A 23,070-nucleotide genomic window follows, 5' to 3' on the forward strand; every position below is an offset into this window, starting at 1 on the left:
GCGTAAAATCTCGTAAAAATACGTCAATTGCCAGAGAAACCCGGTTTCTCGGACTCAGCGCGAGAGACTCAGAAACCGGGTTTCTGCGTAAAATCTCGTGAAAATACGTCAATTGCCATAGAAACCCGGTTTCTCGGACTCAGCGCGAGAGACTCAGCGGGGAAAAGTGAATTGCGACTTGAATAGGTTTTCTTCTGGTAGTTGGGAGCAAGAAACTTCTTGTTTCAAGTTTCAATCCCCTTGCGGGGAAAAGTGAATTGCGACTCGGCCACCTAGTCATTAGCCTGGCTCGTGCAGATAAGCCAGAGTTTCAATCCCCTTGCGGGGAAAAGTGAATTGCGACTTAGTTGCGGTAGTGGTACAGCAAATGGTTCGGTCAGATGGTTTCAATCCCCTTGCGGGGAAAAGTGAATTGCGACAAAAAACTTAAAAGCGCGTTAAATAAATCTTCTCAAGTTTCAATCCCCTTGCGGGGAAAAGTGAATTGCGACTATGCTTCTACTAACCGAGTCTATTGATTTTCGGAGTTTCAATCCCCTTGCGGGGAAAAGTGAATTGCGACTGAGTAAAGATGAATTGAAATTAAGTATGAAAGATTTGTTTCAATCCCCTTGCGGGGAAAAGTGAATTGCGACTTGATTTCATGAACCAGTTTGTTTTTCGCATTTTCATGTTTCAATCCCCTTGCGGGGAAAAGTGAATTGCGACAATTAGCTGTTTTAACTGACACAATTTGGTATTATTCGTTTCAATCCCCTTGCGGGGAAAAGTGAATTGCGACTTCAATCCTGCGGACACTGATTTTCCGATTGGTTTGAGTTTCAATCCCCTTGCGGGGAAAAGTGAATTGCGACTACACTTTTGGAGAAAACATCATGGCTACATGTTCTTGGTTTCAATCCCCTTGCGGGGAAAAGTGAATTGCGACTTTTGAATATACGGTTTTGGCCGATAAATTGGTTTGGAAAGTTTCAATCCCCTTGCGGGGAAAAGTGAATTGCGACTCAGTAAGTCACAAGCATAGCGAGAATGGCAGTTTTTTAGGTTTCAATCCCCTTGCGGGGAAAAGTGAATTGCGACTTATAGTATTGATATATTATAGTACAGGAATTTTTATATGGCAGTTTCAATCCCCTTGCGGGGAAAAGTGAATTGCGACGATACTGAGGAGTTGATTAAAGATGTTGAGTTACAGCGTTTCAATCCCCTTGCGGGGAAAAGTGAATTGCGACCCTGAATTGCTCGAAGCAGCGGGGCGTCATGCCGACCGGTTGTGTTTCAATCCCCTTGCGGGGAAAAGTGAATTGCGACCAGATACAAAGCAGATTAGAGAGTACTTACAATCAAAGTTTCAATCCCCTTGCGGGGAAAAGTGAATTGCGACGTTCTTGGCCAAAAAGCCAGGAGACAATTATTGTGTTTCAATCCCCTTGCGGGGAAAAGTGAATTGCGACTTTTCTACCGAGAAATCGCACCTGGGTTGAAAGAGGCGGTAGTTTCAATCCCCTTGCGGGGAAAAGTGAATTGCGACCGTGATGGTTGACAACTCCCGCACTGTCGGGTGTTTCAATCCCCTTGCGGGGAAAAGTGAATTGCGACAGCAATCAACTACTTCAGAAAGATCGGAATAGTCGAGTTTCAATCCCCTTGCGGGGAAAAGTGAATTGCGACCCCTCGTTGTGAAAGCCGTGCCCAGTAAAGGCTCTAGAAGCCGTTTCCGACCACCTCTGATGCTCAGCTCACTTAGAGCCGAAAACCAGCTCTCAAAAATCGCTGAAACCCTTACGGGACAAGCGAACGGCCGCCTAAACGAGAGAATCGGTGTTTCAGCCATTTAGCGAGGCGGTCGGATAGCTAAATGATTGAACAGCTAAAACACTACTCTAATCTATTTAATTTTCTAGGTACTGGTGCTGTAGATTTGGGTAGTAATTAACACGGCAAGTTTGTATGGGCTTGTGTGGATTACAATCATAATCTAGCAATAGAGCCATAGTAACGTAGATTTCTCTGGCTGTCAAGTGTTAAAAAAAATACTTTAAACAATGACCGAAGTCGGCGGTTGAGTCACCGGCGGGCCAGAACCCCAAGTTTCCACCTGCCCGATCGCCCGCGTTGACAAAACATAAAAACGGATATTATCTTCATCCAAATTAACCCGTCCCCGCAGGCGAGCGCGCAACTCCTCAAATTGACGCTGAGATAGGGCACACTCAAAAACCGAATATTGCACCCAAGTACCGTAACCGGAAAGCAAGTTAAAAACTTTCTTGCGACGCTTGTCACAAGGAATATCATAGACAACAACGTACAAGTGCATGATTAATTTCCGCTTGACCAAAAGTCAGGAATTACGCAATAAATAAACGCCATCATGTCATTGCGAGGGTCACTCAGCAATCGCAAAACCTGGCGATTGCTTCGTTCCTCGCAATGACAGAAATACGTTGTTAGTCTTGAAATCTAATAAATTCGATAAGGCTTGTACAGCATTTGTGGATTGTAAACAAACTGCTTGTAAGCCTTAACTTGCTGCACAAACAAATCCCAGCGCGGCTGTTTTTCGCCCGAATCAGTCTGAATTTCTTCTTCCATACGCCGTAAAAAAGCATGGAGAAATTTTGCTCTGCCGGAATCGTTCAAGAAACAGCCGCTATTGCGGTAAACAAAGTCGAGGGTGGCATCCATGACTTTTGAATTAATCAGCCACAGCACCAAAGAATCGATAATCGGAGCACGAAACTCTTCTATCAAATCTGAAGCTAAAGCAGCATGACGTTCGGAAGTTTGATGCAAACAAGCTTGATACGGATCGAGTCCTTGGAGTTCAATCAAACACAGTAAATGATTCCACAGGATTTGATATCCGAAGCTAAGCATGGCGTTAACCGGATTCCCTGGCGGACGGCGGGAACGAAAAACAAATACAAATTCGGGAACCGACAAACATTCGCCAAATGCCGAAAAATAACTGGCTGCCCCGGCTCCTTCCAATCCCATTAAGCGCTTCCCCGACTTCGCAAAAATTGTCGGGGATATCAACTGCAAAAATTATTGAGGACTACTTTATTTATATCAAGCTCAACTAAGTAGTTTTATGCAAAAAACCAATTGTTCACAAAACTTAAATAGTATTTTGTAGGGAATTTTACGTAGAATTGGTGTCAATTTAACTAGAAATTACGTATAAACTCTATTGGTAGGGTGTGAAGTGGGCACCTGACTACTATTAGTAGTGTCTAAGTAATATCAGGACACGGCATTGCCGTGTCCTCTTCCGACGAAGAAAGCTATTGATTCATGACTATTGACACTCTCAGCGCTGAAGCGACTGAGATTCTTAAGAAATTTCATTCTTAATATCCCTACTGCTAGGGTTCCCAAACTCAGCACGTTTGCACGCAAGTGCGTGCTGATATCTTTTGGGCGTTTAGGTGTTCAACACCAGGTTTCGCGGAGTCCCCGCGTACCATTTTCGATGCTCGATCTCTGATAGTTTTGGCAGCGCCAATGTCGGCGTGTTCGTGATAGCCACATTCAACACAGATGAACTTTTCGCCATCTCTATTTGATTTGTCGATGTGTCCACAACTTCTGCATTCTTGGCTAGAGTGCTTAGGATTAACTTTGATTACGATTTTTCCTTGCTTTGCAGCTAGATACTCAATCTTTAATCCTAAGTCGCCCCAGCCTGCATCAGAGATAGCGCGATTCAATCCTTTTTTTCTGGATTGCCCATTCTTGAGAAACCTCCCGGTTTCCTCATCAGTTTTTACCTTACATCGACGCATCATCCCAGAGATGTTCAAATCTTCTAAGGCGATTACATCAATATTACGAAATACTATTAAATTCGCAGTTTTCCATTGGTGCGCTTGGCGTTTATCACCAATCTTTTGATGGAATCTGCTAACTCTGATGACTGCTTTTTTGCGGTTTTTACTGCCTTTTGTTTTGCGGTTAACTCGTCTCTGTCTAATTTTCAGAGTGCGTTTAGCTTTTTTGTTGGTTGAAAATCTAGGGTTCTCAATTTGGTAGCCATCAGAAAGGTGAACCAGTTTAGTGAGTCCCAAGTCGCAACCGATTACTTTGGGATTGTTGCCGAGAGCTTTGGGGCTGTATTCAGGTACAGATTTATCCTCTATTCTAATAGAAACATACCAGCCATTCTGGCGTTTTCTAACTGTGCAAGCCTTGATAGTAAAACCACTTGGGATTGAGCGAGAGTTGTAAAACCTCATTCAGCCCAGTTTTGGTAGGTAAATTTTATTGCCCTTGATTTTCACTCCCATTGCGAAGGTAAAAGAAGTAAAGTTACTCCGATTTTTGAATTTCGGAAATCCTCTACCTTCAAAGAAGTTTTTGTAGGCAATATCTAAGCGTTTGACATTTTGTTGTAAAACGGTTGAATCTAGTTGGGAATACCAAGGTCTAGCTATTTTTAACTCAGGTAATGCTGTTATTTGAATATCACCAGCACTTCGGCGAGGATTTCTAGCTTTACCTTCTTTGTCAATCTTAGAGTTTTTCCAGGGATTTCCAGTTGCGCCACTTTTACTTACGAAGCAGGTCAATGGTGAAGCTTCGCCTTTCGTTCTAATGTCACAGTAATCGCCTTGGATAAACTGCTGATTGTACTGACAGATTCTGTCATTCAAGCACCAATTATACAGGCTTCGCAGCATATCTACCCAGTTCGACATTTTTAATGCTTGCGTTTGATTGGGACGCAACTTATAAGCGTAATTTGTCAACAATCTTGCTCACCTCCTTGTTTATATCTTATAGCGGTTCTCAGAAAGATTCGCGGACGTTGTTGGGCTTCAGCCCTCTTGGTTTCAGTGGTTATATAACCTGTCAGTCATACCTCACCTTTTTGAGAAAGGCTATAGCGTCTTTCTCTAATTTTAAATATTAAGAATCAAGAAAGATTCACGGCGGTTAAAACCGCCCGTGTCGCTTGCATCTCAGGGCTGAAGCCTCTGAGTTTTCCGCTTACCGAATGTTTTCTATAACTACTGACTAATTTTTAGATTTCGCATCGCGCCATGCTTGTCGCATCCGTCCAAAATTAGTATTAAATTCTTCCCACCCGAGAGTGCTTCCTGAATTTTCTTCATCCCAGGAAGCCGAGAGGACTCCGTAGCTTAATCCCAGTACGCCTAGACCAAAACAGCCCATGCTTACCAATAATACTGCTGTGTTGGGCAAGTCAAACCAGCCTTTGCTGACTATCAAATAACTCACAAAAAATGTGGAAATTCCCAGGAGTGTGGGGGCGCCGCAGAATACCGCAATGCGGGAAATCATGCGTTTGCTGACTGCTTCTGGGATGGATTGCGCCTGGGGGCCAGTTTTTTTGGTGGCTTTGGGCTTTTTGTCTGATTTTGGTTCTTCTGTGACTGGATTTGCTTCGGCTTCTGGAGGCTTTTTAGCGGTTTTTTTCCGATTTGAGGCCGGTTCAAAGGGTAAGCGCTGGGTGGGTGGTTCGGAGGACATATTTTTTGTTTAACCTGAAATCTCGAACAATTATCAAAGAAATCTTGGCGAGGGTTTACGCAACTCTGATGGTTAATCAACGGTTTGAAACGGATTTGTTATCAGTGCGTAAATCCTGCTGGCGTTTGTCCAAGATTCTTGAATATTGTCGCAAATTTTGGCTTTGGTGTTTAGCCGCGAATGCCTAAACGGGCAATTAATGCTTTGTAACGATCGACATTTTCCTTTTGCAGGTAGGCCAGGAGGCGCTTGCGGCGGCTGATCATCATCATCAAACCGCGCCGGGAGGCGAAGTCTTTTTGGTTGATTTTCAGGTGGGCGCTGAGTTTGCTGATGCGATCGCTCAACATGGCGATTTGGACATCTGCTGAGCCTGTGTCGGTTTCATGGGTTTGAAAGTCGCCCATGATTTCTTGTTTGCGCTGTTGTGTAAGAGCCATGAATTGAGTTTAGTTTTTTTTGTACGTTTGTCACAATCCCATATAGTATCACAGCGGAACGGTGAAGGAGCAAATTTTCGACACGGATGGGTTGGTTTTTTGAGCTGAAAGACTTCAATTGCAAGCCCTACTTAGGACGGGCGTCCCGCCCATCCCACAGGAAAAAAAATGTCGGATGGGCGGGACGCCCCTCCATGGTGTTTATTCCAGCCCATCCCACAGGAAAAAAATTGTGGGATGGGCATCTTGCCCGTGTTAGCCATAAATTTTGCAAGAAGTCTATTGGGTGGCCGATTATCGGCTCAAATAGGCGATCGCCTCACGAATCCAATCATCCGCATTAGCTTTGTTTGCCAAGTTGCTGTCTTGACTGAGGGTTTGCAGCGCTTGCAAGACTTCCGTCGCAGTATATCCCATCGCCAGCAAAATCATCTCCACTTCTTCTTGAATCGCTGCGGGGACTCCGGCGGCCACGGAAGTTGTCAAACCTGCTTCCTGTCTCCATTCCGAGAGTTTGCTTTTGAGTTCCAGGGCGAGGCGTTCGGCGGTTTTTGTGCCCACGCCGGGGGTTTTGGCGAGGATGCGAGTGTTACCGCCGACGATCGCCTGAACTAAATCTTGCATTCCTAAAGTATCAAGAAGGGCGATCGCCAGTTGAGCACCCACACCGCTAACACTCGTCAACTGCCGAAACAAATCGCGTTCGGCCGTGCTGCCAAAACCGTACAATACGATTTGGTCTTCCTTAACTTGCTGGTGGGTAAAGATTTGGGCGACTTCGCCGGATGCTGGTAATTGGCCAGTCACGCGCGGCAAAATTTGGATGTCATAGCCAATTCCACTAACTTCGAGAGTCAGAATAACGCGGTTGCTGCCTTTGGCGATATTGGCGACTGTGCCTTTGAGATAGCTGATCATATAGTTAATGGTACACCGATAGGGTAGCGCGCCTTTTAAAATTGCGATCGGACTAATGCAAAAAAATCGTTTCCTCCCGAATACATTAATAACTGCTAAGGGAAAGGTAGAAAAACAATTCTATCTTGATATTCATTTTCTTGGGATGCCAGAGCCGCTAAAATCAATTCTTCTAGGTTTTCGCCAATGCTTAAATTAGGATTGATGATAAAAATCCCTGGAATGTGACGATTTACCGCCATATGTTCGGCTAAGTGCACTGGCATAGAAGTTCGGTTATTTGTCACCAAAACACAGTTATTATCTTCACACCAGTAGAGAATTTCTGGATCGAGAGTTCCTTTCGGCGGTGTTTCCGGTTCTCCCACTACTTTGACGGCGATCTCTGGTTCTCGTTGCCTAATTTGATTGGGATAAATTGGATTGACATTTTCATCAATTAGGTATTGCAGGTTCATGGGCTAGTTTTGGCTTTTCTTTCTGCCCTCAGTTGGCGGAGCTTTTCAGAAACAGGCGGGGGATTAAGGCGCTGTTCTTCTCTCATTTTGTGACCGTGTTCTATCCAATTTTTGAGGTAATCACTCACAGGTTCTTGATTTTGGAGATAATACAGAATTGTCGCATAAACTTGTTCGAGGGTGAGGGAAGGATAAGTTTGGGCAATTTCATCAGGTGCGCGACCGCAATCGATGTAATCATAAAGAATTGTTTCAATGCCAATTCTTGTCCCTTTCAGTCGAATATCGCTGGGAGTGAGAAAGTTGAAATAATCTGTGAGCGTTTGGGTTGGCATAATTTTGCTGTATACTCAACATAATTTATTATATCACTGATATTTGCCCGATAGAACTTGAAGTAAACCGCTATGCTGATCTTTCAATTCAAAATAAGATGCTGTTTAACCAAAGACAAATCCGTCTTCCCAAAATTTACCACTAAGGCCACATTTAAATTTTCCAATGATTTTATAAACCACATAATTTCATCAGAAGCTTTACCTTCATAGTGATTGAACAAAATAGAAAATCGCTTTTCCAACTCAGGCTTAACTTTGCCAGAAAGCAGTAATATTTTCAGCAGCAAACCCATTGTCCTGCTGGGCCCGAGGTTGTATACTAAGTCATAAAAAATGTAGTGGTTGGGATGTTGGGAATTTTCCACTACTAAAAAGTTGAATAACTGGTTGCAAGTCTGAGCTAACAATATATTATTTAATTTCGCCGAGTCGTTTTCCGGAAATGTATTTTTGATGTACTTGTACAACTTATCATTAAATTGACGACCGCCATATTCTGGTTCTACCGATGATATCAAATATTCATATAAATCCACTTTAAATGAGCTGTAGGATTGAGTTTTCCTGGCATCTCTCAAAAAAAATTGAGCCGATTCTTTGTGGCTGCGATCGTCTGTTACTTTCCCGGCAAATTCCCTAACAGCTAAGTGCAATTCCGCATCGTTCAAAAGTGTGGGATTTGGCGCCGGCTGCACAATTCCTATTTCTGTATTTCTCGGCTCAACCAAATAATTTAAATATTGAGACAAGTTTTTTTCAAATAGTCGCTGTCTTTGATTTTCCAGCTTTTTGATGGTTTGCTGGTCTTCCTCCACGCTCTCCTTGCTCAGCAAAGAATGCCCGTACAAATAAGGATAGCGACAAATCAATTCGCCCAAAGGAGCATGACTATCTTGTTTCTGCGGTTGTGGCTCTTGTTCTACTGCTTTTACTAAGCGCTCTAGGGTCTGGAATTCTGCACTTTTAGTAAAGAATTCTATTTGTTCTTGCAAGCGCTTGACTATGTAAAATTCCATCCCGAATCGGGGAGAAGTCTGTTTAAATAAAGCTACTAAATTTGCAATACTCAATTTGTGCTGTGAGTGCAATTGCCAACGGTTGATCGGGATGTAACAGCAGCGGTGGATGATATATTTAAACTCCCGATCCGATCGCTTGACGGAGATGATATTGTACAAAGTTGCTTCTATTTCGCGATCGGGGTAGCCCATACCGTCGATAAATAGTTTGCGGAACCGCTCGATTATCTGTGCGGGGGATTCTCGTTCCACGCAGGAGACGATGTGATCGTACAATATCTGTTCGTTGCTCCCCGATAGAAAAGTATCTGAGGGCGGGGTGAGAATTCTCTCTGCACCGATGTCTGGGCTGCTTTGTACAACTTGTGCGACAGCGACTGTCGGTTTTTTCTGAAAAGTTCCGGGATTCAAGAACCAATAGTGTTCTTGGCTTAATTGTTTGTTTGCCGCCCAATCCAAGGCTGACTGCAAAGTTTCCCCCGTCAATAACTGCGACTTATCTTCGCGATCCGAAGCCAGCCATGCTGCCAAGGCCTCGCGGTAGGGAGCCAGATTTCCCAGTTCTTTTTCCACCCAAAACTGATTGAAAACAGATTGATAAACTAGGTTAGCAGCTATTAATTTACCATGAGATTTGACCACCAATCCTGACAGTTGCAATTCGATTTGTTCGGGAGAATAATCGACAGCAACTCCTGGCAATTCTTCCGGTTTTTTGGGGTCGGGCGGTTGCAAAATTTTCTGGTACAGCGTTAACAGCTTGGTGAGATCGCAGCGGCTGTAGAAAATGCGATCGCGAATTGCTGTCAAATGTGGGGGTTCGTCCCAGTCTTCCCAATTTTTAATAATTCTGTGTTTGAGCAGTTGTTCCACCTGCTGGGCTTCGCAATTTCTGCCAATAAAAGACCCGTATTCAAGCACCAATTGGCACAGTCTTTGAGTCAGAAAAGGTTGACCGTCCGTCCAAGTAAATATTTCTTGGAGCACTTTTTGGGGACGAAAAGCTTTGAGTGCCAATCCTTTTGTTAGTGACACACTTTCGTCTAGTTGCAATCGACTTAAATTAATTGGTCGTCCAATATTAAAAGGGTTGCAGCTTGGATCTCGGATCAATTGTGACGGGGCTGCTACTCCGAAAACCGCAAAATTCAGGCGATCGTATTCTGGTTGCTCTGCCCGCTTAGAATAACAACCTCGAATTGAGGCAAAAAAATCGCTGGTACTGAAATTGAGGATGTTGGTGGTGTCAATGTCATCTATCAAAATGACTAAATTTTGCCGCAGTGACTTGAGCAAAACTTTTTCGATAAATATCTCCAATCGCTGCACCGGCGATAGCACTTCGCGATCGTTCCACCACTTGAGGGCATCAAACCTGTTTGTGAGGCGCAAGCTGCTGGCGATGCGGTGGACGATCGCACCATACCACTTTTCCAGGGAAATTTCTGGGGTGCTAATGCTTCTCAAGTTGACGGCGGCAAAAGCTGTACCTTCTGCTTGCAACCTTTTGGCCGTTTGCACTAGCAGGCTGGACTTTCCCATTTGTGGCGAACTCAATACGTAGCAGAATTGTCCGGCTTTGAGTCCTTGGTAGAGTTCGCTGTCTGCCGATCGCCTGACATAGGTGGGCGCACCGGCAGGCAAATATCCTCCGACTTGATATTGGTTGGTTGAGTGGACTTCTGCTGTCATCTGCGAATTCATCAAGATGCTGCGCCCCTATGCTGTGCGATGGAAAAGTTACAAATTGCAATTATTGCCAGCTCATACTATTTTAGATTTGAGATTGGTCAATGACTGATTCAATAAGGGTTTGGAGTTTACCTACAGTTGCGTTCTTTTTTTGAACTGGTGTTACTGTGGTTGAAATTTTTGTGACTCTTTCTCTATTGTCTACTAACTCAGCGTTGTCATTGTCAATCTTTACCGTATCTTTGCAACCAACCGTAAATCCAGCCAGGAGGGCGATCGTACTCCGGCACTTTTTTGTTTGTACTCGTTCGCATCCTCATCTGAATTTTTACTCAACCGGATTGAAAATGCCCAAACGCCATTGGGTTCACATTTTTTTACAATCATACTTTGAATTTCACCCGATGGTATGATGTTGCCAGGGAAACTCATAACCGCAGCGCCTTTAAGGTACTGCCTAAGGTTCTGCCTAAGGTTCTGCCTTGGGGGCTGGCTACCGAATGCCGTCCAGTCAAAGCACTGGAATGGCTGCTACCAATAAAAAACCCCAGCGTTTGGCTGAGGACTGCTTGAGTGGGAGATATCGTTAATCTGCGTTTTTTTTAGTTGACTTAGATTGCATGGAATTCCATGCCGCTGACACTTCCCCGGCTTTCGCGTGGGGGAATTTTTAAGAACAAACTTTTGGGGATAAATCCACAAAAAGTTTAATTCTTAAAAGCGCTGTCAGTGCGCTGCTAGCCACTGGCTCAACGATTAAAGTTAAGTTTGTGGCTAATTGTAGTAGAAGATGCGCCCTGATGAATTAACTACCCGATAGATGAGCACCCTGATGGCATAACTCCCTGATGGATCGACGCCCTGATGGCCTTAGCCCCACTACCCAAAAAAATCTGGTTGGTGGATGATCGTGGACATAAGTAACACGTCACTTCCGGCGTTTCCGATCGCTCTTCGGGTGTGCCTGTCTGTATTGATTATGGCAGGCAGATTTATCAGAAGACAAGTGGGCTATTGCATCAACCCACTTCTGACAGATCGGGTTAGCCAAAAGGTGTCTATCTACGTTAAATCAGGGTCATCGAACATGAAAAACAGCATCTTAGTATTAGCAGTAATTGCCTCCGGTGGCATCGGCTTATTCCATACAAGCAGGGCCAGCGCTTTTGCGATCGTCCCACAATCTTCATCAACCAGCAGTTTGACTGCTCTTGAGAGTCGTCCCGACATTAACTACACTGGAACGAATGAAGATGGAGAGCAAGAAGAGGTAAAGACAGGCAAAGGCCGGAAATAATTAGCCCTCTGAGTGGTTCGCCGGCGCTGCGGTTGTGATTGCGATCGTGTTTGTGGTGTATTTGTTGTCGCCACCACCTTGGCTCAAGGGGGTGAAAACTCGGGCCGAATATCAGTCCACCTAATCCGGGGAGTTGAAGTCTCAACAAAGTGAATGGGAAAATAAACAGGTAAGGCGAGTCTGTCGGTGGAGTTTCCCCGCCTAGGAACTTCCTTACCTTCTGATGTTCGGGATTCGGATCTGGCACAATCGTATTTCATCTCGTAAAAACCCAATGGAAAATACTCTCGAAACTACCCGCAGACAGCGCGTATTGACAAGAACCCAGGAACGGCGTCAGGCGACACCCAAAGAAAAACAGTTAATTCACCTGCTGGCTAATATGGCTTGCAGTTTGATTAACTATGACTACAAACACTCAGCGGGGAAGGAAACTCTCGCGCCTTCGGAACGGAAGCGTTTAGCGGAATGGCACTACCTGCGAGTTCAGCAAATTCGCCGGATCGAACGCTCGTTGGAACCCGTAGCGACGCTCAAGCGCGTGTACTACAAGAGCATTCTCAGTCCGAGGGATCTGAAGTCTTTGAAACTTCTGTGGCTTGAAGAGGACAAAAACCGCGTCAAACGGGTCGATCCTGAGTTGGACGACATCCTCAGCGAAGCTTTGGATCGGGGAGATACTTTGAAACAGCTATTTCACTCGATCGAATCCAAGGAACGGATCTTTGCGGAAACTCCTCGCCCGGGCGTTGTACCGCTGTGGGTGAAAGAGTGGGAAGACTCGGAATATGACATCAACTTTTTTCCGCCTTCGTTCTCTGCATGGGTTTCCATCGTGGACGACTAGGTTCAAGAAAAACTCTTTTACATGGGAGCGATCGCAAAAATCTGAGGGTAAAGCTATTTGCGATCGCTCCTATTGACGAGGAATGTGCGATCGCGGCGAGGTTAGCTCGTCGTGCAGCGCACAACCATCGGAGTACAGAGAAGTAAATCGGAGTCAGTAGCATTGTACAATGGAGGAAAACCAGGGCTTCAGCTAATTGCTGATAGCTGATAGCTGATAGCTGATAGTTTCCCATGACTGACTCGATTTCTACTTCTCCATTAGACTCGGCCGCCGATACAGCCGAACTCCGCTCACAGTTGAGGTCGGGTTCAGAGAAAACTCAACTGCAACTGCTGCAACAACACATAGCAGATGCGGGCTGGGACGTATTGATGGAATTTTTATTAGAGCGCAAGTCGGAGGAACCGACGGCGGTAATGGGTAAGGCTTACCAAATTCTTTATTGTGCGGATTCTCCGAGAGCGACGGAGTTTTTGCAGGCGAATTTTCCGACTGGAGTTGTGCAATTGCGATCGGACTCTAACATTGACTACACTCCGCTGCAACAATTATTGGCCCTACAGGAATTTCAAGAAGCCGATCTATTGACTTTAAACAAACTTTGTGGGTTGGCGGGCGAGACAGCTTCGTCGAGAAAGTGGTTGTATTTTACAGAAGTTGAAAGTTTGCCTGTGGCAGATTTACAAACAATTAATACCCTGTGGAAAGTTCATTCCGAAGGCAAATTTGGCTTTTCGGTACAGCGGGAAATTTGGCTGAGTTCGGGCAAGAATTGGGATAAGTTGTGGCCGTTAATTGGCTGGAAGAAGGGGAATAATTGGACGCGGTATCCGCAAGAGTTTATTTGGGATTTGAGCGCGCCGAGGGGTCATTTGCCGCTGTCGAATCAGTTGCGGGGAGTGCAGCCATTTGCGGCTTTGATGGCTCATCGGGCTTGGGTGAAGTAAGACGTACGGTTGAAACCGCGTCTACACAAACAAAGATCGGACGGCGGTTGAAACCGCATCTACACAAACAATGTCCGCCTCCGCGGACTCAAGAGAATAATATAAAACGTAATTTTAACCGCCTATTCTTCAACCCGCGGAGGCGGGTTTTGTTTGTATAGCCGCGGTTTCAACCGCCGGGTCTTTTTTGAGGAATGTTGGGAAATAACGTAATTTTAACCGCCTATTCTTCAACCCGCGGAGGCGGGTTTTGTTTCTGTAGCCGCGGTTTCAACCGCCGGGTCTTTTTTGAGGAATGTTGGGAAATTTTGTATAATTGATATTTGAATTAATTAGCGAGAGGGCTACGAGTCATGGTAGGAATCGGAACCAAAATCACTTTAGAAGAATTTCTAGCGTTGCCCGACGGAGACGTATATTATGAGTTTGTAGATGGTGAAGCAGTTCCTAAAGTGTCTCCAAAAAAATTCATTCCAGTTTACAGGGAGCTTTATGTCGCCTCAGCAATGATCCACTTATCTGTTTTAATTGCTGTTTTAACCTTGTTGTAAAATAAGTTGTAAAATAAATTTTTACCCGTATAGATTAACTTGAATTTGCAGCTACCTATATTATACACCCTACCGGATGTGACAGTTGCGTAAGTCCAAATCAAATCAGCTAAATTTCCCGTGCCATCCATACCAAAAAGCCCAAAATTTGATCGACAGGAGGCAGTGGATAATCAATTAAATCAATTGTTACTACTTGCCCTTCTAGTTTCAGAAATCGCCACTGAGTGCCATTGGTGACTGAACCATAAATGATGGGAATCGGCTTTTTCTTAGCCTCATTAAATTTTTGTGCTGCCACCATTTCAGCAATACATTGTCCGAATCCTGTTCTGAGATCGGATTTTTTGGCCTCCACAATAATGACTGCCGGTGCTTCAATTTCTAGAATTTCTTCGGAACGGCTAAAGAGGAAATCGCACATTCCGTTCAATCCCATTGATTCATCTACTGTGAAGTCTTCTCCTGAAAATAAACTGACTCGTCGCTGTAAAATTCGTCTCGCTTCTAACAAGACAGGATAAATAATTCCTTCAGAACGAGCTTTTTCGCTTGCTGATGAGGCTAACGGTAAGCTTTCTTCCAAAAAAGCAATCAATGTTTGAGAAGGGGGAATTGGGTCAATGTTAGGCAAAAAACGAACTGCTTCTACAGTGGTTAGATTAAATGCTTCCTTGACTTTACCGATTGTGGTGAAAGAACTGTAGGGCATAGCAATTAACAATATAAGTTGATTGTGAAATTATAGTTAAACTCACAGAGATTGATTAAGTTTTTTTTGTTCTCCTTCCGGTTGCACTTGCTTCTGCAAGCTAATTTTGTCGCCTACTTCATAACCGGAATTAAAACCGACTTCGCTGCTGATTTGAGCACCGGCTCGGGTTTTGACTTTAACTCCTTGGCTTTCTAAATAATCTGCGATCGCCTGTTCATTCTTCTCAAACATCGATCGCACTACAATAGCAGGAGTAGCCGCTGTATCAACCGAGCCCGGAATCCCCGACTCCTCCATCTCCCGCTTTTGTTCCAGCAACCTTTGCCGCAACCTTGTGGCGCATCCCACCCGAAAAGCGTTCAGATACGCCAGTCCCCGGCCGCTTCCTTTGCGGTATTTCGCCCGTTTCTCGATCGCAGAACTCAAATATTCATACAGGTGCTTGCAAACAATCAGATTTGTAGAGCTTCCCACCAAAAACATACTACCACTATAATTGTTCCGCATACCTGTACAACCGTTGGCTTCCGCAATTCCCGAAAACAGGATCATTTTCCAAGTGACAAATTTGGATGTTGTCTCAACTCCGCTTTGATCGATCTCTTCTTGGTGATTGGGGCCTAAATCGGCGAGGCTGAGATTGTACTGCGCCAGTAAAACGGAAGCTTTTGCTGCCGCAGCGGTTGATTCGTTTTCGTTGGATGAGGTGGCGAGGGCTAACAGCTTTTTGATTTTTTCGACAATGCTTGTTTCTACCATTTTTTGATTGGTTTGGGGGTGAGACTACGCGGTGGCAAGGTTTTGGGGATGTTTCTATTTTACTAGAGTGTTGGAATGTGCGATCGTTCTTTTAGGATAATTTAATTTAAGAGGTTTGAACCGCAGAGGCCGCAGAGGCCGCAGAGGAAGAGAGGGAGAGAGAAGTTTGCTACTGATTGGTGTACTATTCGAGGATTTCTAGGACTGATTTTGGCTGCAATTTATCTTTAAACCAAACTATTTTTGCAGGAACTTCTTTTACATTAACCCCAGCTTTTTCCAGATTCAGCCGTTCGGAAATAGCTAAAATCAAGTTGTCGCATCCAGATTTGTGTACTTGAGCAAATTTCTTTTGCAAATACTCCGGCCGCCAATAGCCGACTATTTCTAATATAAATACTCGTCCGTCGGGATGGACTAACCGAAAGTCGGGAATCATCACGCTTCCTGGAATTGGGATTAAGTCAACTTCTCGTTCGAGTTTCCACTCGGTTTTTAAGCTATCCCACCTGCCAGCAAATGCTGCTTCTAACATACTATCATAGGGTTTGCCTGGGGGATAGTGGCTGACTAAACCGCAGTCGGAATTTAGGGTGAATTTACCTGTTTTCACAACGCCGCTGAAAGCATCTTTGGTTTGCAGAGTTGAGTGCATACTCCATTTGGTGACGTGTAGGAGTGCGGGCAGCATTTTGGCGAGGGCTAAGCCGTAGCGGGTGCTGGGTTTGAACAAGCTTGTGGGGCCGTCGATTGTGAGGGTAAATCCGTGGTCTGCATCGCCTTCGATGTAGGTCATTAATTGAAATAATTTTAAATAGCGAAAGAGGAGTTTGTATTCTCCTGGATCGTTGCGGTGCGCGGTTAATTGAACTTGACTTGCTCGGTAAAATATGCCTTGGACTTGGGAAAGGTTGTATCTGTGAAGTAAGTTTTCGGGTGTTGGTGCGTCAAATTCGGTGAGGATTTTGTTTTCGTTTAAATCGGCGTATAAACCTGTTTTGATTTCGTGGGTAAAAACTTCTCTGTTTAAGTCTTGGCTGAGCTCTGTGGCTACTGTTTCGAGGGTTATTTGGGTGGATTGTGGGCTGGGTGTCGATCGCGCTGACAAGGCAAATACGCGCTGTCTCAACTCCAATGGTTCTAGGGGGCTAACAACTTCCAAAGTAGAGAAACCGCCTTTGAGGAGGTGCGCTAATCCCCGTTTCAGCCGATAGTCGGGGCTGTCGCCTTCTAATTCTAGCAAGCGTCCGTCGAGTTCGCCTTGGGTTTTGCCGATCGACTCCTGGAAGCAGGCGATCGTTTCGGTAGCTGCTTCTAGGTTTTTAGCATCTATCTTGAGGCGTAGCGGGATGATTGATTCGCCGTTTTGACGGTGGCTTAGTAGATCGGTTGGTAGCATTTGACAGTTGACAGTTGACAGTTGACAGTTGACAGTTGACAGTTGACAGTTGACAGTTGATCGAAGGAAGAAGGAATAATTTAGGCGTGCTACCAGGGAATGTCATCATCATCTCCCCATTTTGCGAGTGATTCTGCGGCTTTTTTGGTTGTCTTGGGAATGTCATCATCATCTCCCCATTTTGCTGGTGTTTCTGCTGCTTTTTTGGTTGTCTCTCGGTTGACTCCGTAAATCGGTGTTGGTTTGACTGTTTCTAATTTTGGATATTCTGCTGGTGGTGGTTCTATTGGTGTTTTTGGTTGGGGTTTGTGAACTTGCATTCCGCCTCGGCGGCGCTGGGATGTTCTTTCTTCGGTGGTGTCTTCGGTGACGACTTCGTAGAGAATTGCTAGTTTATTTACATCGCTGCTTTTTCGCAAAACTCGACCCAATCTTTGGATGTATTCGCGTTCGCTTCCCGTACCTGACAGTATAATAGCAATTCTGGCGTCGGGTACGTCCACTCCTTCGTTGAGAACGTGGGATGCGACTAGGGTTTTGTATTCGCCGCTGCGAAATTTATCGAGGATTTCGTGCCTTTCTTTGACTGGGGTTTGGTGGGTAATTGTGGGGATGAGAAATTCTTGGGAGATTCGGTAGACTGTGGCGTTGTCTCCGGTGAAGATTAGGGTGCGCTGCGGAGAGTGTTCGGCTAAAATTTGAGCTAAGATTCGCAATTTGCCTTCGGTACAAAGGGCGATTTCTTTGGCTTGGCGGTGGGCAATCATGGCGCGCCTTCCTAGGGGCGATCGCGCGCTGGCCATGATAAACTGTTTCCATCCTTCGAGGCTGGATATTTTGATGTTGGACTGTTTGAGGAAGTCGTTGCGAATGTTCATGGCTTCGCTGTAGCGATCGGTTTCTTCTTTTGACAGTTTGACCATGATTTGCACTATTTTATGGTCGGCTAAGGCGTCGCCTGCTAAATCTTCGGGTTTTTTGCTATATACTGTGGGGCCGATGAGGAAGTGTAAGTCGCTGTGGCGTCCGTCTGTGCGATCGGGTGTTGCTGTCAGTCCGAGTCGAAAAGGCGCGATCGCATATTCGGATATTACTCGATAAAAGTCCGTTGGTAAATGGTGGCATTCGTCAAACACCAGCAAGCCGTATTTATTTCCCAAGGTTTCGGCGTGAATGCTGGCGCTGTCGTAGGTTGCTACTAAAATTGGCGTTTTGTCCCGCGAACCTCCGCCTAACAATCCAATTTCGATGTCGGGAAAAGCTGCTTTCAAATTAGCGTACCACTGGTGCATTAAATCGAGAGTTGGTACTACGACTAATGTACTGCGGCCTGTGACTTGCATGGCTAATTGGGCCACATAAGTTTTGCCCGAAGCCGTGGGGAGGACGACTACTCCTTGGCTTCCTGCTTCTTGCCAAGCTGCTAGGGCTTCTTGTTGGTGCGGGTAAGGCTGCATTGCCACGCTGGATACGAGTTCGAGTAGTTCGTATCCGCGGGCGTCGTCGGTGAAGTTAGTGCAGTCGGCCTGAAGCGATTCTACCAGCGGGCGGTAGTGAATTGCTCGAATGCGAAATTTTTCCACGCGATCGTCCCACGTGGCAAAGTCCGCCCAGTCTCGGCCTCTGGGCGGTGGGTGCAGTAGGAGCGTTCCGCGATCGAATGTTAATGTAGGTATGCGTGGCATTTTTTTTGAGACGCGGTGAATCGTTGCTGTTAAATTATATAGGATATAGGAAAAGTAAGGACTGAAGTCTTTACTTTCAAATTAAAGTTCTCTTACTTTTGCGATCGTATGTTTGACTTTCTGCAATACAAACAAAATTTTTTAGCAGCGACTGAAGGCTGGGATAATGAGAAATGGAATAATTTTAATGACAATCCATTGGTACTTGTTTCGCCAACACTGCAAAATTGCCATGTCAAAAACTGTCGCCTGGTTGAAAGTCGCATCAAAATATTGGAATGTTTACCTAAAAATAGTGTGGTTGCAGAGGTTGGCACTCAATATGGGCGATTTGCCGAGAAAATACTTGCTATTACCCAGCCCCAAAAGCTGCATTTAATTGATGGTAATTTCGAGGCATTTAAAGCGGAAATCGATCGCAAACAAAATCCCCTATTGCAAGCAGGGATAGAAAATGGGACTGTCGAACTTCACGAAGGTGATTCATCGACAATTTTAGGCGGTTTTCCAGAAGAGTATTTTGATTGGATTTACATCGATGCCGATCATTCTTATGAAGGTGTATGCAAAGATATCAATCGAGGTTATACAAAGGTGAAATCTGACGGGATGATGGTTTTTAACGATTATACGAATTGGTCTGTATGCGAAATCATGCCTTACGGTGTGGCGAAAGCAGTTAATGAGTTTTGTATTGCGAATGACTGGGAAATAGTATTTCTGGCGCTTCAGTTCCTAGGCTATCACGATATTGCGATTAAGAAAAATACTGGGGAAAAGGAGGTGCGAATTCAGTTGCAGGAGGTTAAGTCCCAATTGCAGAGTTCGCAAGCTCGGATGCAGCAGCTTGAGTTAGAGTTGGAGCAGGCTAAAAGATCGATCGACCTTATGGAAAATGACAAATTTTGGAAATTGCGATCGCAATGGCTGAAAATCAAACAAATATTCTCCTAGCCCAGCCCGATTCCCAAATCTAAAATCTCCAATGGTATTGTCCCGCTAGGGCTGATTTTTGCGTTAAATTCGATCGACATAAGCCTGAAATTTGAGGTTATAGATGGAAATAGGCGTCCCCAAGGAAATCAAGGATTTAGAGTTTCGAGTCGGACTCAGTCCCACCAGCGTGCGGGCTTGTTCGGACAAAGGCCACACAGTTTTCGTCGAAACGAATGCTGGGGCTGGGGCTGGTTTTGCTGATGAGGACTACATTGAAGCCGGGGCGAAGATTGTCTCGAAGGCTTCAGATGTCTGGAACCGGCAACTAATTGTCAAAGTTAAGGAACCATTACCTACTGAGTATCCGCTGATCCAAAAAGAGCAGTTGCTATTTACATATTTGCACTTGGCAGCCGATCGCACATTAACCGAGCACTTAATCAACAGCGGAGTCCAGGCTATCGCCTACGAAACCGTCGAACTCCCCGACAGGAAATTGCCCCTGCTAACCCCGATGAGCATTATTGCAGGGCGTTTGGCCGTGCAGTTCGGTGCTCGGTTTCTGGAACGACAGCAAGGCGGCAAAGGCGTACTTTTGGGGGGCGTACCGGGGGTAAGACCGGGCAAAGTTGTAATTTTGGGCGGCGGAATCGTCGGCACAGAAGCAGCCCGCATTGCTGTCGGAATGGGCGCTAGGGTGCAGATTTTAGATGTAAATGTCGATCGGCTAGCCTACTTGGAAACTTTATTCGGTTCCAGAGTAGAATACCTTTACAGCAGTCCTTTGCAAATAGAAGCAGTTGTTCCCGATGCTGACTTATTAATCGGTGCAGTTTTAGTCTTAGGAAAAAGAGCTCCGGTGCTACTTTCGCGCGAATTTGTCGCCAAAATGCAGCCCGGTTCTGTAATTGTTGACGTAGCCGTCGATCAAGGTGGCTGTGTCGAAACTTTGCGAGTAACTTCTCACACAAATCCTACTTATGTAGAGGAAGGAGTTGTGCATTATGGCGTACCAAATATGCCCGGTGCAGTGCCTTGGACTGCAACTCAAGCTTTGAATAACAGCACTTTGCCTTATGTTTTGCAGTTGGCAAATAACGGGATTAAAGCTTTGGAAATGAATCCGAGTTTGGCGAAGGGATTGAACGTGCAGAATCACCGACTGGTGCATCCGGCCGTCCGGGAAGTTTTCCCAGATTTGGCAGATTAAATTGCCTCTTTTTTTAAGTAAGTTGTCCCGCATCTAAATTGTATTTTGGCGCGGGCAGGATGCCCAACCCCTACTCCCCACAAGAAAATTCATGTATTGTGGTTCTCAGAAAGATTCGCGGACGTTGTTGGGAAGAGAGCCCTCTTTGTCTGGGAGGTTATGTAAGCTGTCAGTCATACCTCATCTTTGTGAGAAAGGCTATATTGTGGAACGGGCATCTTGCCTGTTTCTAAACAAAAAAGGTAATCGATCCGGTTTGCTTTTTCATCGACGACGGGAGTTACTCGGTTCACGGATTTTCGATCCTCAAAGCAACAGTTACCAGAAAGAATTGGTTGAAAGCCGGAATCATTTGAGGGAGAAATTAAAGTCAGACTATTCATTACTCCAATCCTCTTCCTTCTAGGTAGAGGTTGCTCTCAAACTGTCAAGCGGTCAACTGTCAAATATCCAGTTTTGCCAAACCCAAATACCGGACACCTTCGGGAGTTACGTCAAAGCGGCAAGGCAAAACTTCCACACCTTCACTGATGGCCTGTCTGAACAATTGTCCGTAAATGCGATCGGCACTATCCCCAGGCGCAAAATCCGTACAATCGCCGCGATTAATAAAATACAGCATTACAGCCCTCGAACCCTGCCGCACCACTTCGATCAATTCTCTTAAATGTTTCTGTCCCCGTTCTGTGACTGTATCGGGAAATAAAGCTAATGTATCTTTAACCCAAGTTGTATTTTTAACTTCCACAAAAATCGGTTTTTCCCCACCAGTCAGCCAAAAATCCACTCGACTTTTTTTATCTTTTCCGTAAACAACCTCCGGCTGAATCAAACTGTAATTTCCCAATTCAGGAAACAATTGCAATTCCAAAGCTAATTTAACTACTCGATTTGGCAGCCCGGTATTAACTCCCACCCAGGTTGGTACAGTATCGCAAACTTTAATTAATTCCCAAGTATAAGCTAACTTGCGTTTGGGATTGTCACTGGGAGATACTAGCACTGGATTGCCGGGAATTAAAACACCAGTCATCGGGCCAGTATTCGGACAGTGCGCGGTGATAATTTCTCCCGAAGCCAGTTCGATTTCTGCGAAAAATCGTTTGTACCGCTTGATTAAAGTGCCGGGTAAGAGAGGGGGATATTTGTAAATTAAGTCGTTCATGGGGATAGGGGCATGGGGCATGGGGCATTGGTAAATAGACATAATTGCTGTAGGGGCGGGTTCACCAACAATACGTGCCAATAATTGACAATCTCAAAAACCCGCCCCCACCCAACCATAAATCACTTATTTATCTTCTCTTCTAAGCTCATTAATTTCATCATTTAAAGGCTGCTGTTGTTTACCTTTCATCAACTGTTTCATCTGCGCTTTAAAAGCTTCCACCAGTTCCGGACTGGCTTGTGTTTCTTTCCAAGAAGCGCGGGAATTTAAGCGATCGCACCAATCCTCCAATTTGGGGTATTCCTCCAAAGACAAGCCTAACTCGGGCAGCCAAGGCACGGAAACACCAGCCACAACATCCGCCAGGGTAATCGTGTTACTGCCAAAAAAAGGTGTATCGCCCAACAACTCCTCAAAAAATCTGAGTACCGCCGCCACTTGCAGCGCAGATTTTTCCAGATTCTCCGGTTCGCCTGCGCCGCCGAAAGTCTGGCGGACAAAGGGACTCAGCGCTGGTGTCAATTCGTTGACTGTTACCATTTGTACCATGCGGACGATCGCCAAATCCCGAGCATTCTGTGGCAATAGTGCGATCGTCGGATACTTAGCTTCCAGATAATCAAGCATAGCGAGACTTTCTATTAAATGAAAATCGCCATCAGCCAAAACCGGAATGTGGTGAAAAGGGCTAATATCCAAAAAATCTGGTTGAAACTGATCGCCGTTTAATTTCATCGACACCAATTCAAACTCAATCTCTTTTTCTAGCAAAGCAATCCAGACGCGACGGGCATTAGCGGGACTTAAACAGAAAATACGATAAAAATAGGTTATAATGCTTACATAGCAAGCAGATAACGTTAAAAAATGACCCATGAAAGAGACAACCCCTGCCGGCCCAAAAACGAGAGTTTAGGAACTATTTAGGGGGATTATTGGGAGAAAGCGAACGAAAAAACCTGTCACAGATGGCAGAAAACGCTGTCGGAGTAACTTACCACAAATTACATCATTTTTTAACAACAGCGCCTTGGTCATTCAATGAACTCAACGAACGTCGCTTAGACGTAATGAATCAGTGCAACTTGCGCCAAGATTAGTCGAGGATTTAGCCTGATAATAGATGATTCAGGACATAGAAAAAGTGGTAACTTTACCGACGCTGTAGGCAGACAATACATCGGACAAA

The 23,070-nt window shown here is 45.1% G+C and carries 24 protein-coding genes, 1 pseudogene and 1 CRISPR repeat array; of the genes and pseudogenes, 8 read left to right on the plus strand and 17 right to left on the minus strand.

Annotated elements, in window-relative coordinates:
* The first annotated feature begins 142 nt into the window (after positions 1-142).
* Positions 143-1,671: direct repeats of the CRISPR family, unit length 36 nt; unit sequence GTTTCAATCCCCTTGCGGGGAAAAGTGAATTGCGAC.
* Positions 1,672-2,038: 367 nt separating this feature from the next.
* From cas2 to JGK22_RS26035, 10 genes are all read right to left on the minus strand, one after another.
* Positions 2,039-2,320: a CRISPR-associated endonuclease Cas2 gene (gene cas2, locus JGK22_RS25990; protein WP_293185592.1), complete on the minus strand. Its 282-nt coding sequence runs from the start codon at positions 2,318-2,320 to the stop codon at positions 2,039-2,041.
* Positions 2,321-2,463: 143 nt separating this feature from the next.
* Entirely contained in the window at positions 2,464-3,048 is a 585-nt protein-coding gene (gene cas1, locus JGK22_RS25995) for a CRISPR-associated endonuclease Cas1 (protein WP_366026692.1), read from the minus strand.
* Between the two features lie 338 nt (positions 3,049-3,386).
* The gene (locus JGK22_RS26000) at positions 3,387-4,241 is read right to left on the minus strand and encodes a transposase (RefSeq protein ID WP_293185593.1); all 855 of its coding nucleotides are present in this window, start codon (positions 4,239-4,241) and stop codon (positions 3,387-3,389) included.
* On the minus strand, positions 4,242-4,757 hold the full coding sequence (locus tag JGK22_RS26005) for a helix-turn-helix domain-containing protein (protein WP_293185594.1): 516 nt from the start codon (positions 4,755-4,757) through the stop codon (positions 4,242-4,244).
* Between the two features lie 265 nt (positions 4,758-5,022).
* Positions 5,023-5,499, minus strand: a complete 477-nt coding sequence (locus JGK22_RS26010; RefSeq protein ID WP_293314084.1) for a PAM68 family protein — start codon at positions 5,497-5,499, stop codon at positions 5,023-5,025.
* Between the two features lie 170 nt (positions 5,500-5,669).
* On the minus strand, positions 5,670-5,939 hold the full coding sequence (gene rpsO / locus JGK22_RS26015) for a 30S ribosomal protein S15 (protein ID WP_293134126.1): 270 nt from the start codon (positions 5,937-5,939) through the stop codon (positions 5,670-5,672).
* Between the two features lie 294 nt (positions 5,940-6,233).
* Positions 6,234-6,857, minus strand: a complete 624-nt coding sequence (gene ruvA / locus JGK22_RS26020; RefSeq protein WP_293185596.1) for a Holliday junction branch migration protein RuvA — start codon at positions 6,855-6,857, stop codon at positions 6,234-6,236.
* 95 nt (positions 6,858-6,952) lie between these two features.
* The gene (locus JGK22_RS26025) at positions 6,953-7,315 is read right to left on the minus strand and encodes a DUF5615 family PIN-like protein (RefSeq protein ID WP_293212171.1); all 363 of its coding nucleotides are present in this window, start codon (positions 7,313-7,315) and stop codon (positions 6,953-6,955) included.
* Positions 7,312-7,650 (minus strand): DUF433 domain-containing protein, encoded by a 339-nt coding sequence (locus JGK22_RS26030; protein ID WP_293185598.1) that lies wholly within the window; start codon positions 7,648-7,650, stop codon positions 7,312-7,314. The genes JGK22_RS26025 and JGK22_RS26030 overlap by 4 nt, the downstream gene beginning before the upstream one ends.
* Before the next feature lie 83 nt (positions 7,651-7,733).
* Positions 7,734-10,364: an AAA-like domain-containing protein gene (locus JGK22_RS26035; protein ID WP_293220169.1), complete on the minus strand. Its 2,631-nt coding sequence runs from the start codon at positions 10,362-10,364 to the stop codon at positions 7,734-7,736.
* A gap of 390 nt (positions 10,365-10,754) precedes the next feature.
* On the opposite strand from JGK22_RS26035, the gene JGK22_RS26040 reads away from it, so the two are divergent.
* From JGK22_RS26040 to JGK22_RS33340, 5 genes are all read left to right on the plus strand, one after another.
* Positions 10,755-10,937: a hypothetical protein gene (locus tag JGK22_RS26040; RefSeq protein WP_293185601.1), complete on the plus strand. Its 183-nt coding sequence runs from the start codon at positions 10,755-10,757 to the stop codon at positions 10,935-10,937.
* 514 nt (positions 10,938-11,451) lie between these two features.
* On the plus strand, positions 11,452-11,661 hold the full coding sequence (locus tag JGK22_RS26045) for a hypothetical protein (RefSeq protein WP_293185603.1): 210 nt from the start codon (positions 11,452-11,454) through the stop codon (positions 11,659-11,661).
* Positions 11,662-11,935: 274 nt separating this feature from the next.
* Positions 11,936-12,508 (plus strand): hypothetical protein, encoded by a 573-nt coding sequence (locus JGK22_RS26050; protein WP_293185604.1) that lies wholly within the window; start codon positions 11,936-11,938, stop codon positions 12,506-12,508.
* Positions 12,509-12,741: 233 nt separating this feature from the next.
* Positions 12,742-13,458 carry a GUN4 domain-containing protein gene (locus JGK22_RS26055; protein ID WP_293314086.1) on the plus strand — a complete coding sequence of 239 codons (717 nt, stop codon included), beginning with the start codon at positions 12,742-12,744 and terminating at the stop codon, positions 13,456-13,458.
* A 353-nt stretch (positions 13,459-13,811) separates the two neighbouring features.
* Entirely contained in the window at positions 13,812-14,009 is a 198-nt protein-coding gene (locus tag JGK22_RS33340) for a hypothetical protein (protein WP_366026700.1), read from the plus strand.
* 109 nt (positions 14,010-14,118) lie between these two features.
* Here JGK22_RS33340 and JGK22_RS26065 read toward each other — a convergent pair whose 3' ends face one another.
* The 4 genes from JGK22_RS26065 to JGK22_RS26080 all read right to left on the minus strand — a co-directional run bounded on the left by JGK22_RS26065 (position 14,119) and on the right by JGK22_RS26080 (position 18,567).
* Complete coding sequence (locus JGK22_RS26065; protein WP_293271654.1) at positions 14,119-14,721, minus strand: hypothetical protein; 603 nt, start codon at positions 14,719-14,721, stop codon at positions 14,119-14,121.
* A 42-nt stretch (positions 14,722-14,763) separates the two neighbouring features.
* A complete protein-coding gene (locus tag JGK22_RS26070; RefSeq protein WP_293212175.1) occupies positions 14,764-15,483 on the minus strand; it encodes a DUF2786 domain-containing protein in 720 nt (239 codons plus the stop codon).
* A gap of 184 nt (positions 15,484-15,667) precedes the next feature.
* A complete protein-coding gene (locus JGK22_RS26075; RefSeq protein WP_293212177.1) occupies positions 15,668-16,882 on the minus strand; it encodes a DUF790 family protein in 1,215 nt (404 codons plus the stop codon).
* Positions 16,883-16,971: 89 nt separating this feature from the next.
* The gene (locus JGK22_RS26080) at positions 16,972-18,567 is read right to left on the minus strand and encodes a DEAD/DEAH box helicase family protein (RefSeq protein WP_293208280.1); all 1,596 of its coding nucleotides are present in this window, start codon (positions 18,565-18,567) and stop codon (positions 16,972-16,974) included.
* Between the two features lie 108 nt (positions 18,568-18,675).
* Between JGK22_RS26080 and JGK22_RS26085 the strand changes: the two genes are divergently transcribed.
* Positions 18,676-19,521: a class I SAM-dependent methyltransferase gene (locus JGK22_RS26085; protein ID WP_293185619.1), complete on the plus strand. Its 846-nt coding sequence runs from the start codon at positions 18,676-18,678 to the stop codon at positions 19,519-19,521.
* A gap of 103 nt (positions 19,522-19,624) precedes the next feature.
* Positions 19,625-20,713, plus strand: a complete 1,089-nt coding sequence (ald, locus tag JGK22_RS26090) for an alanine dehydrogenase (RefSeq protein ID WP_293190677.1) — start codon at positions 19,625-19,627, stop codon at positions 20,711-20,713.
* Positions 20,714-20,886: 173 nt separating this feature from the next.
* On the opposite strand, the gene JGK22_RS26095 is transcribed toward ald, so the two are convergent.
* The 3 genes from JGK22_RS26095 to JGK22_RS26105 form a co-directional block, all read right to left on the minus strand.
* Complete coding sequence (locus tag JGK22_RS26095; RefSeq protein WP_293185622.1) at positions 20,887-21,096, minus strand: hypothetical protein; 210 nt, start codon at positions 21,094-21,096, stop codon at positions 20,887-20,889.
* A 59-nt stretch (positions 21,097-21,155) separates the two neighbouring features.
* Positions 21,156-21,878, minus strand: a complete 723-nt coding sequence (gene sfsA, locus JGK22_RS26100) for a DNA/RNA nuclease SfsA (RefSeq protein WP_293190702.1) — start codon at positions 21,876-21,878, stop codon at positions 21,156-21,158.
* Between the two features lie 126 nt (positions 21,879-22,004).
* Positions 22,005-22,757: a glutathione S-transferase family protein gene (locus tag JGK22_RS26105; protein WP_293185624.1), complete on the minus strand. Its 753-nt coding sequence runs from the start codon at positions 22,755-22,757 to the stop codon at positions 22,005-22,007.
* A gap of 20 nt (positions 22,758-22,777) precedes the next feature.
* On the opposite strand from JGK22_RS26105, the pseudogene JGK22_RS26110 reads away from it, so the two are divergent.
* A pseudogene (locus JGK22_RS26110) lies at positions 22,778-23,070 on the plus strand (transposase); the annotation flags it as partial.

This window comes from Microcoleus sp. PH2017_08_TRC_O_A (genome assembly GCF_020738665.1).
Classification (GTDB): Bacteria; Cyanobacteriota; Cyanobacteriia; order Cyanobacteriales; family Microcoleaceae; genus Microcoleus.

Bases quoted from the DNA above. Each gene is read 5' to 3' on its own strand.
- cas2 (WP_293185592.1), bottom strand. From the start codon at position 2,320: ATGCACTTGTACGTTGTTGTCTATGATATTCCTTGTGACAAGCGTCGC.
- JGK22_RS26000 (WP_293185593.1), bottom strand. From the start codon at position 4,241: ATGAGGTTTTACAACTCTCGCTCAATCCCAAGTGGTTTTACTATCAAG.
- JGK22_RS26010 (WP_293314084.1), bottom strand. From the start codon at position 5,499: ATGTCCTCCGAACCACCCACCCAGCGCTTACCCTTTGAACCGGCCTCA.
- rpsO (WP_293134126.1), bottom strand. From the start codon at position 5,939: ATGGCTCTTACACAACAGCGCAAACAAGAAATCATGGGCGACTTTCAA.
- ruvA (WP_293185596.1), bottom strand. From the start codon at position 6,857: ATGATCAGCTATCTCAAAGGCACAGTCGCCAATATCGCCAAAGGCAGC.
- JGK22_RS26025 (WP_293212171.1), bottom strand. From the start codon at position 7,315: ATGAACCTGCAATACCTAATTGATGAAAATGTCAATCCAATTTATCCC.
- JGK22_RS26030 (WP_293185598.1), bottom strand. From the start codon at position 7,650: ATGCCAACCCAAACGCTCACAGATTATTTCAACTTTCTCACTCCCAGC.
- JGK22_RS26035 (WP_293220169.1), bottom strand. From the start codon at position 10,364: ATGACAGCAGAAGTCCACTCAACCAACCAATATCAAGTCGGAGGATAT.
- JGK22_RS26045 (WP_293185603.1), top strand. From the start codon at position 11,452: ATGAAAAACAGCATCTTAGTATTAGCAGTAATTGCCTCCGGTGGCATC.
- JGK22_RS26050 (WP_293185604.1), top strand. From the start codon at position 11,936: ATGGAAAATACTCTCGAAACTACCCGCAGACAGCGCGTATTGACAAGA.
- JGK22_RS26055 (WP_293314086.1), top strand. From the start codon at position 12,742: ATGACTGACTCGATTTCTACTTCTCCATTAGACTCGGCCGCCGATACA.
- JGK22_RS33340 (WP_366026700.1), top strand. From the start codon at position 13,812: ATGGTAGGAATCGGAACCAAAATCACTTTAGAAGAATTTCTAGCGTTG.
- JGK22_RS26065 (WP_293271654.1), bottom strand. From the start codon at position 14,721: ATGCCCTACAGTTCTTTCACCACAATCGGTAAAGTCAAGGAAGCATTT.
- JGK22_RS26070 (WP_293212175.1), bottom strand. From the start codon at position 15,483: ATGGTAGAAACAAGCATTGTCGAAAAAATCAAAAAGCTGTTAGCCCTC.
- JGK22_RS26075 (WP_293212177.1), bottom strand. From the start codon at position 16,882: ATGCTACCAACCGATCTACTAAGCCACCGTCAAAACGGCGAATCAATC.
- JGK22_RS26080 (WP_293208280.1), bottom strand. From the start codon at position 18,567: ATGCCACGCATACCTACATTAACATTCGATCGCGGAACGCTCCTACTG.
- JGK22_RS26085 (WP_293185619.1), top strand. From the start codon at position 18,676: ATGTTTGACTTTCTGCAATACAAACAAAATTTTTTAGCAGCGACTGAA.
- ald (WP_293190677.1), top strand. From the start codon at position 19,625: ATGGAAATAGGCGTCCCCAAGGAAATCAAGGATTTAGAGTTTCGAGTC.
- JGK22_RS26095 (WP_293185622.1), bottom strand. From the start codon at position 21,096: ATGAATAGTCTGACTTTAATTTCTCCCTCAAATGATTCCGGCTTTCAA.
- sfsA (WP_293190702.1), bottom strand. From the start codon at position 21,878: ATGAACGACTTAATTTACAAATATCCCCCTCTCTTACCCGGCACTTTA.
- JGK22_RS26105 (WP_293185624.1), bottom strand. From the start codon at position 22,757: ATGGGTCATTTTTTAACGTTATCTGCTTGCTATGTAAGCATTATAACC.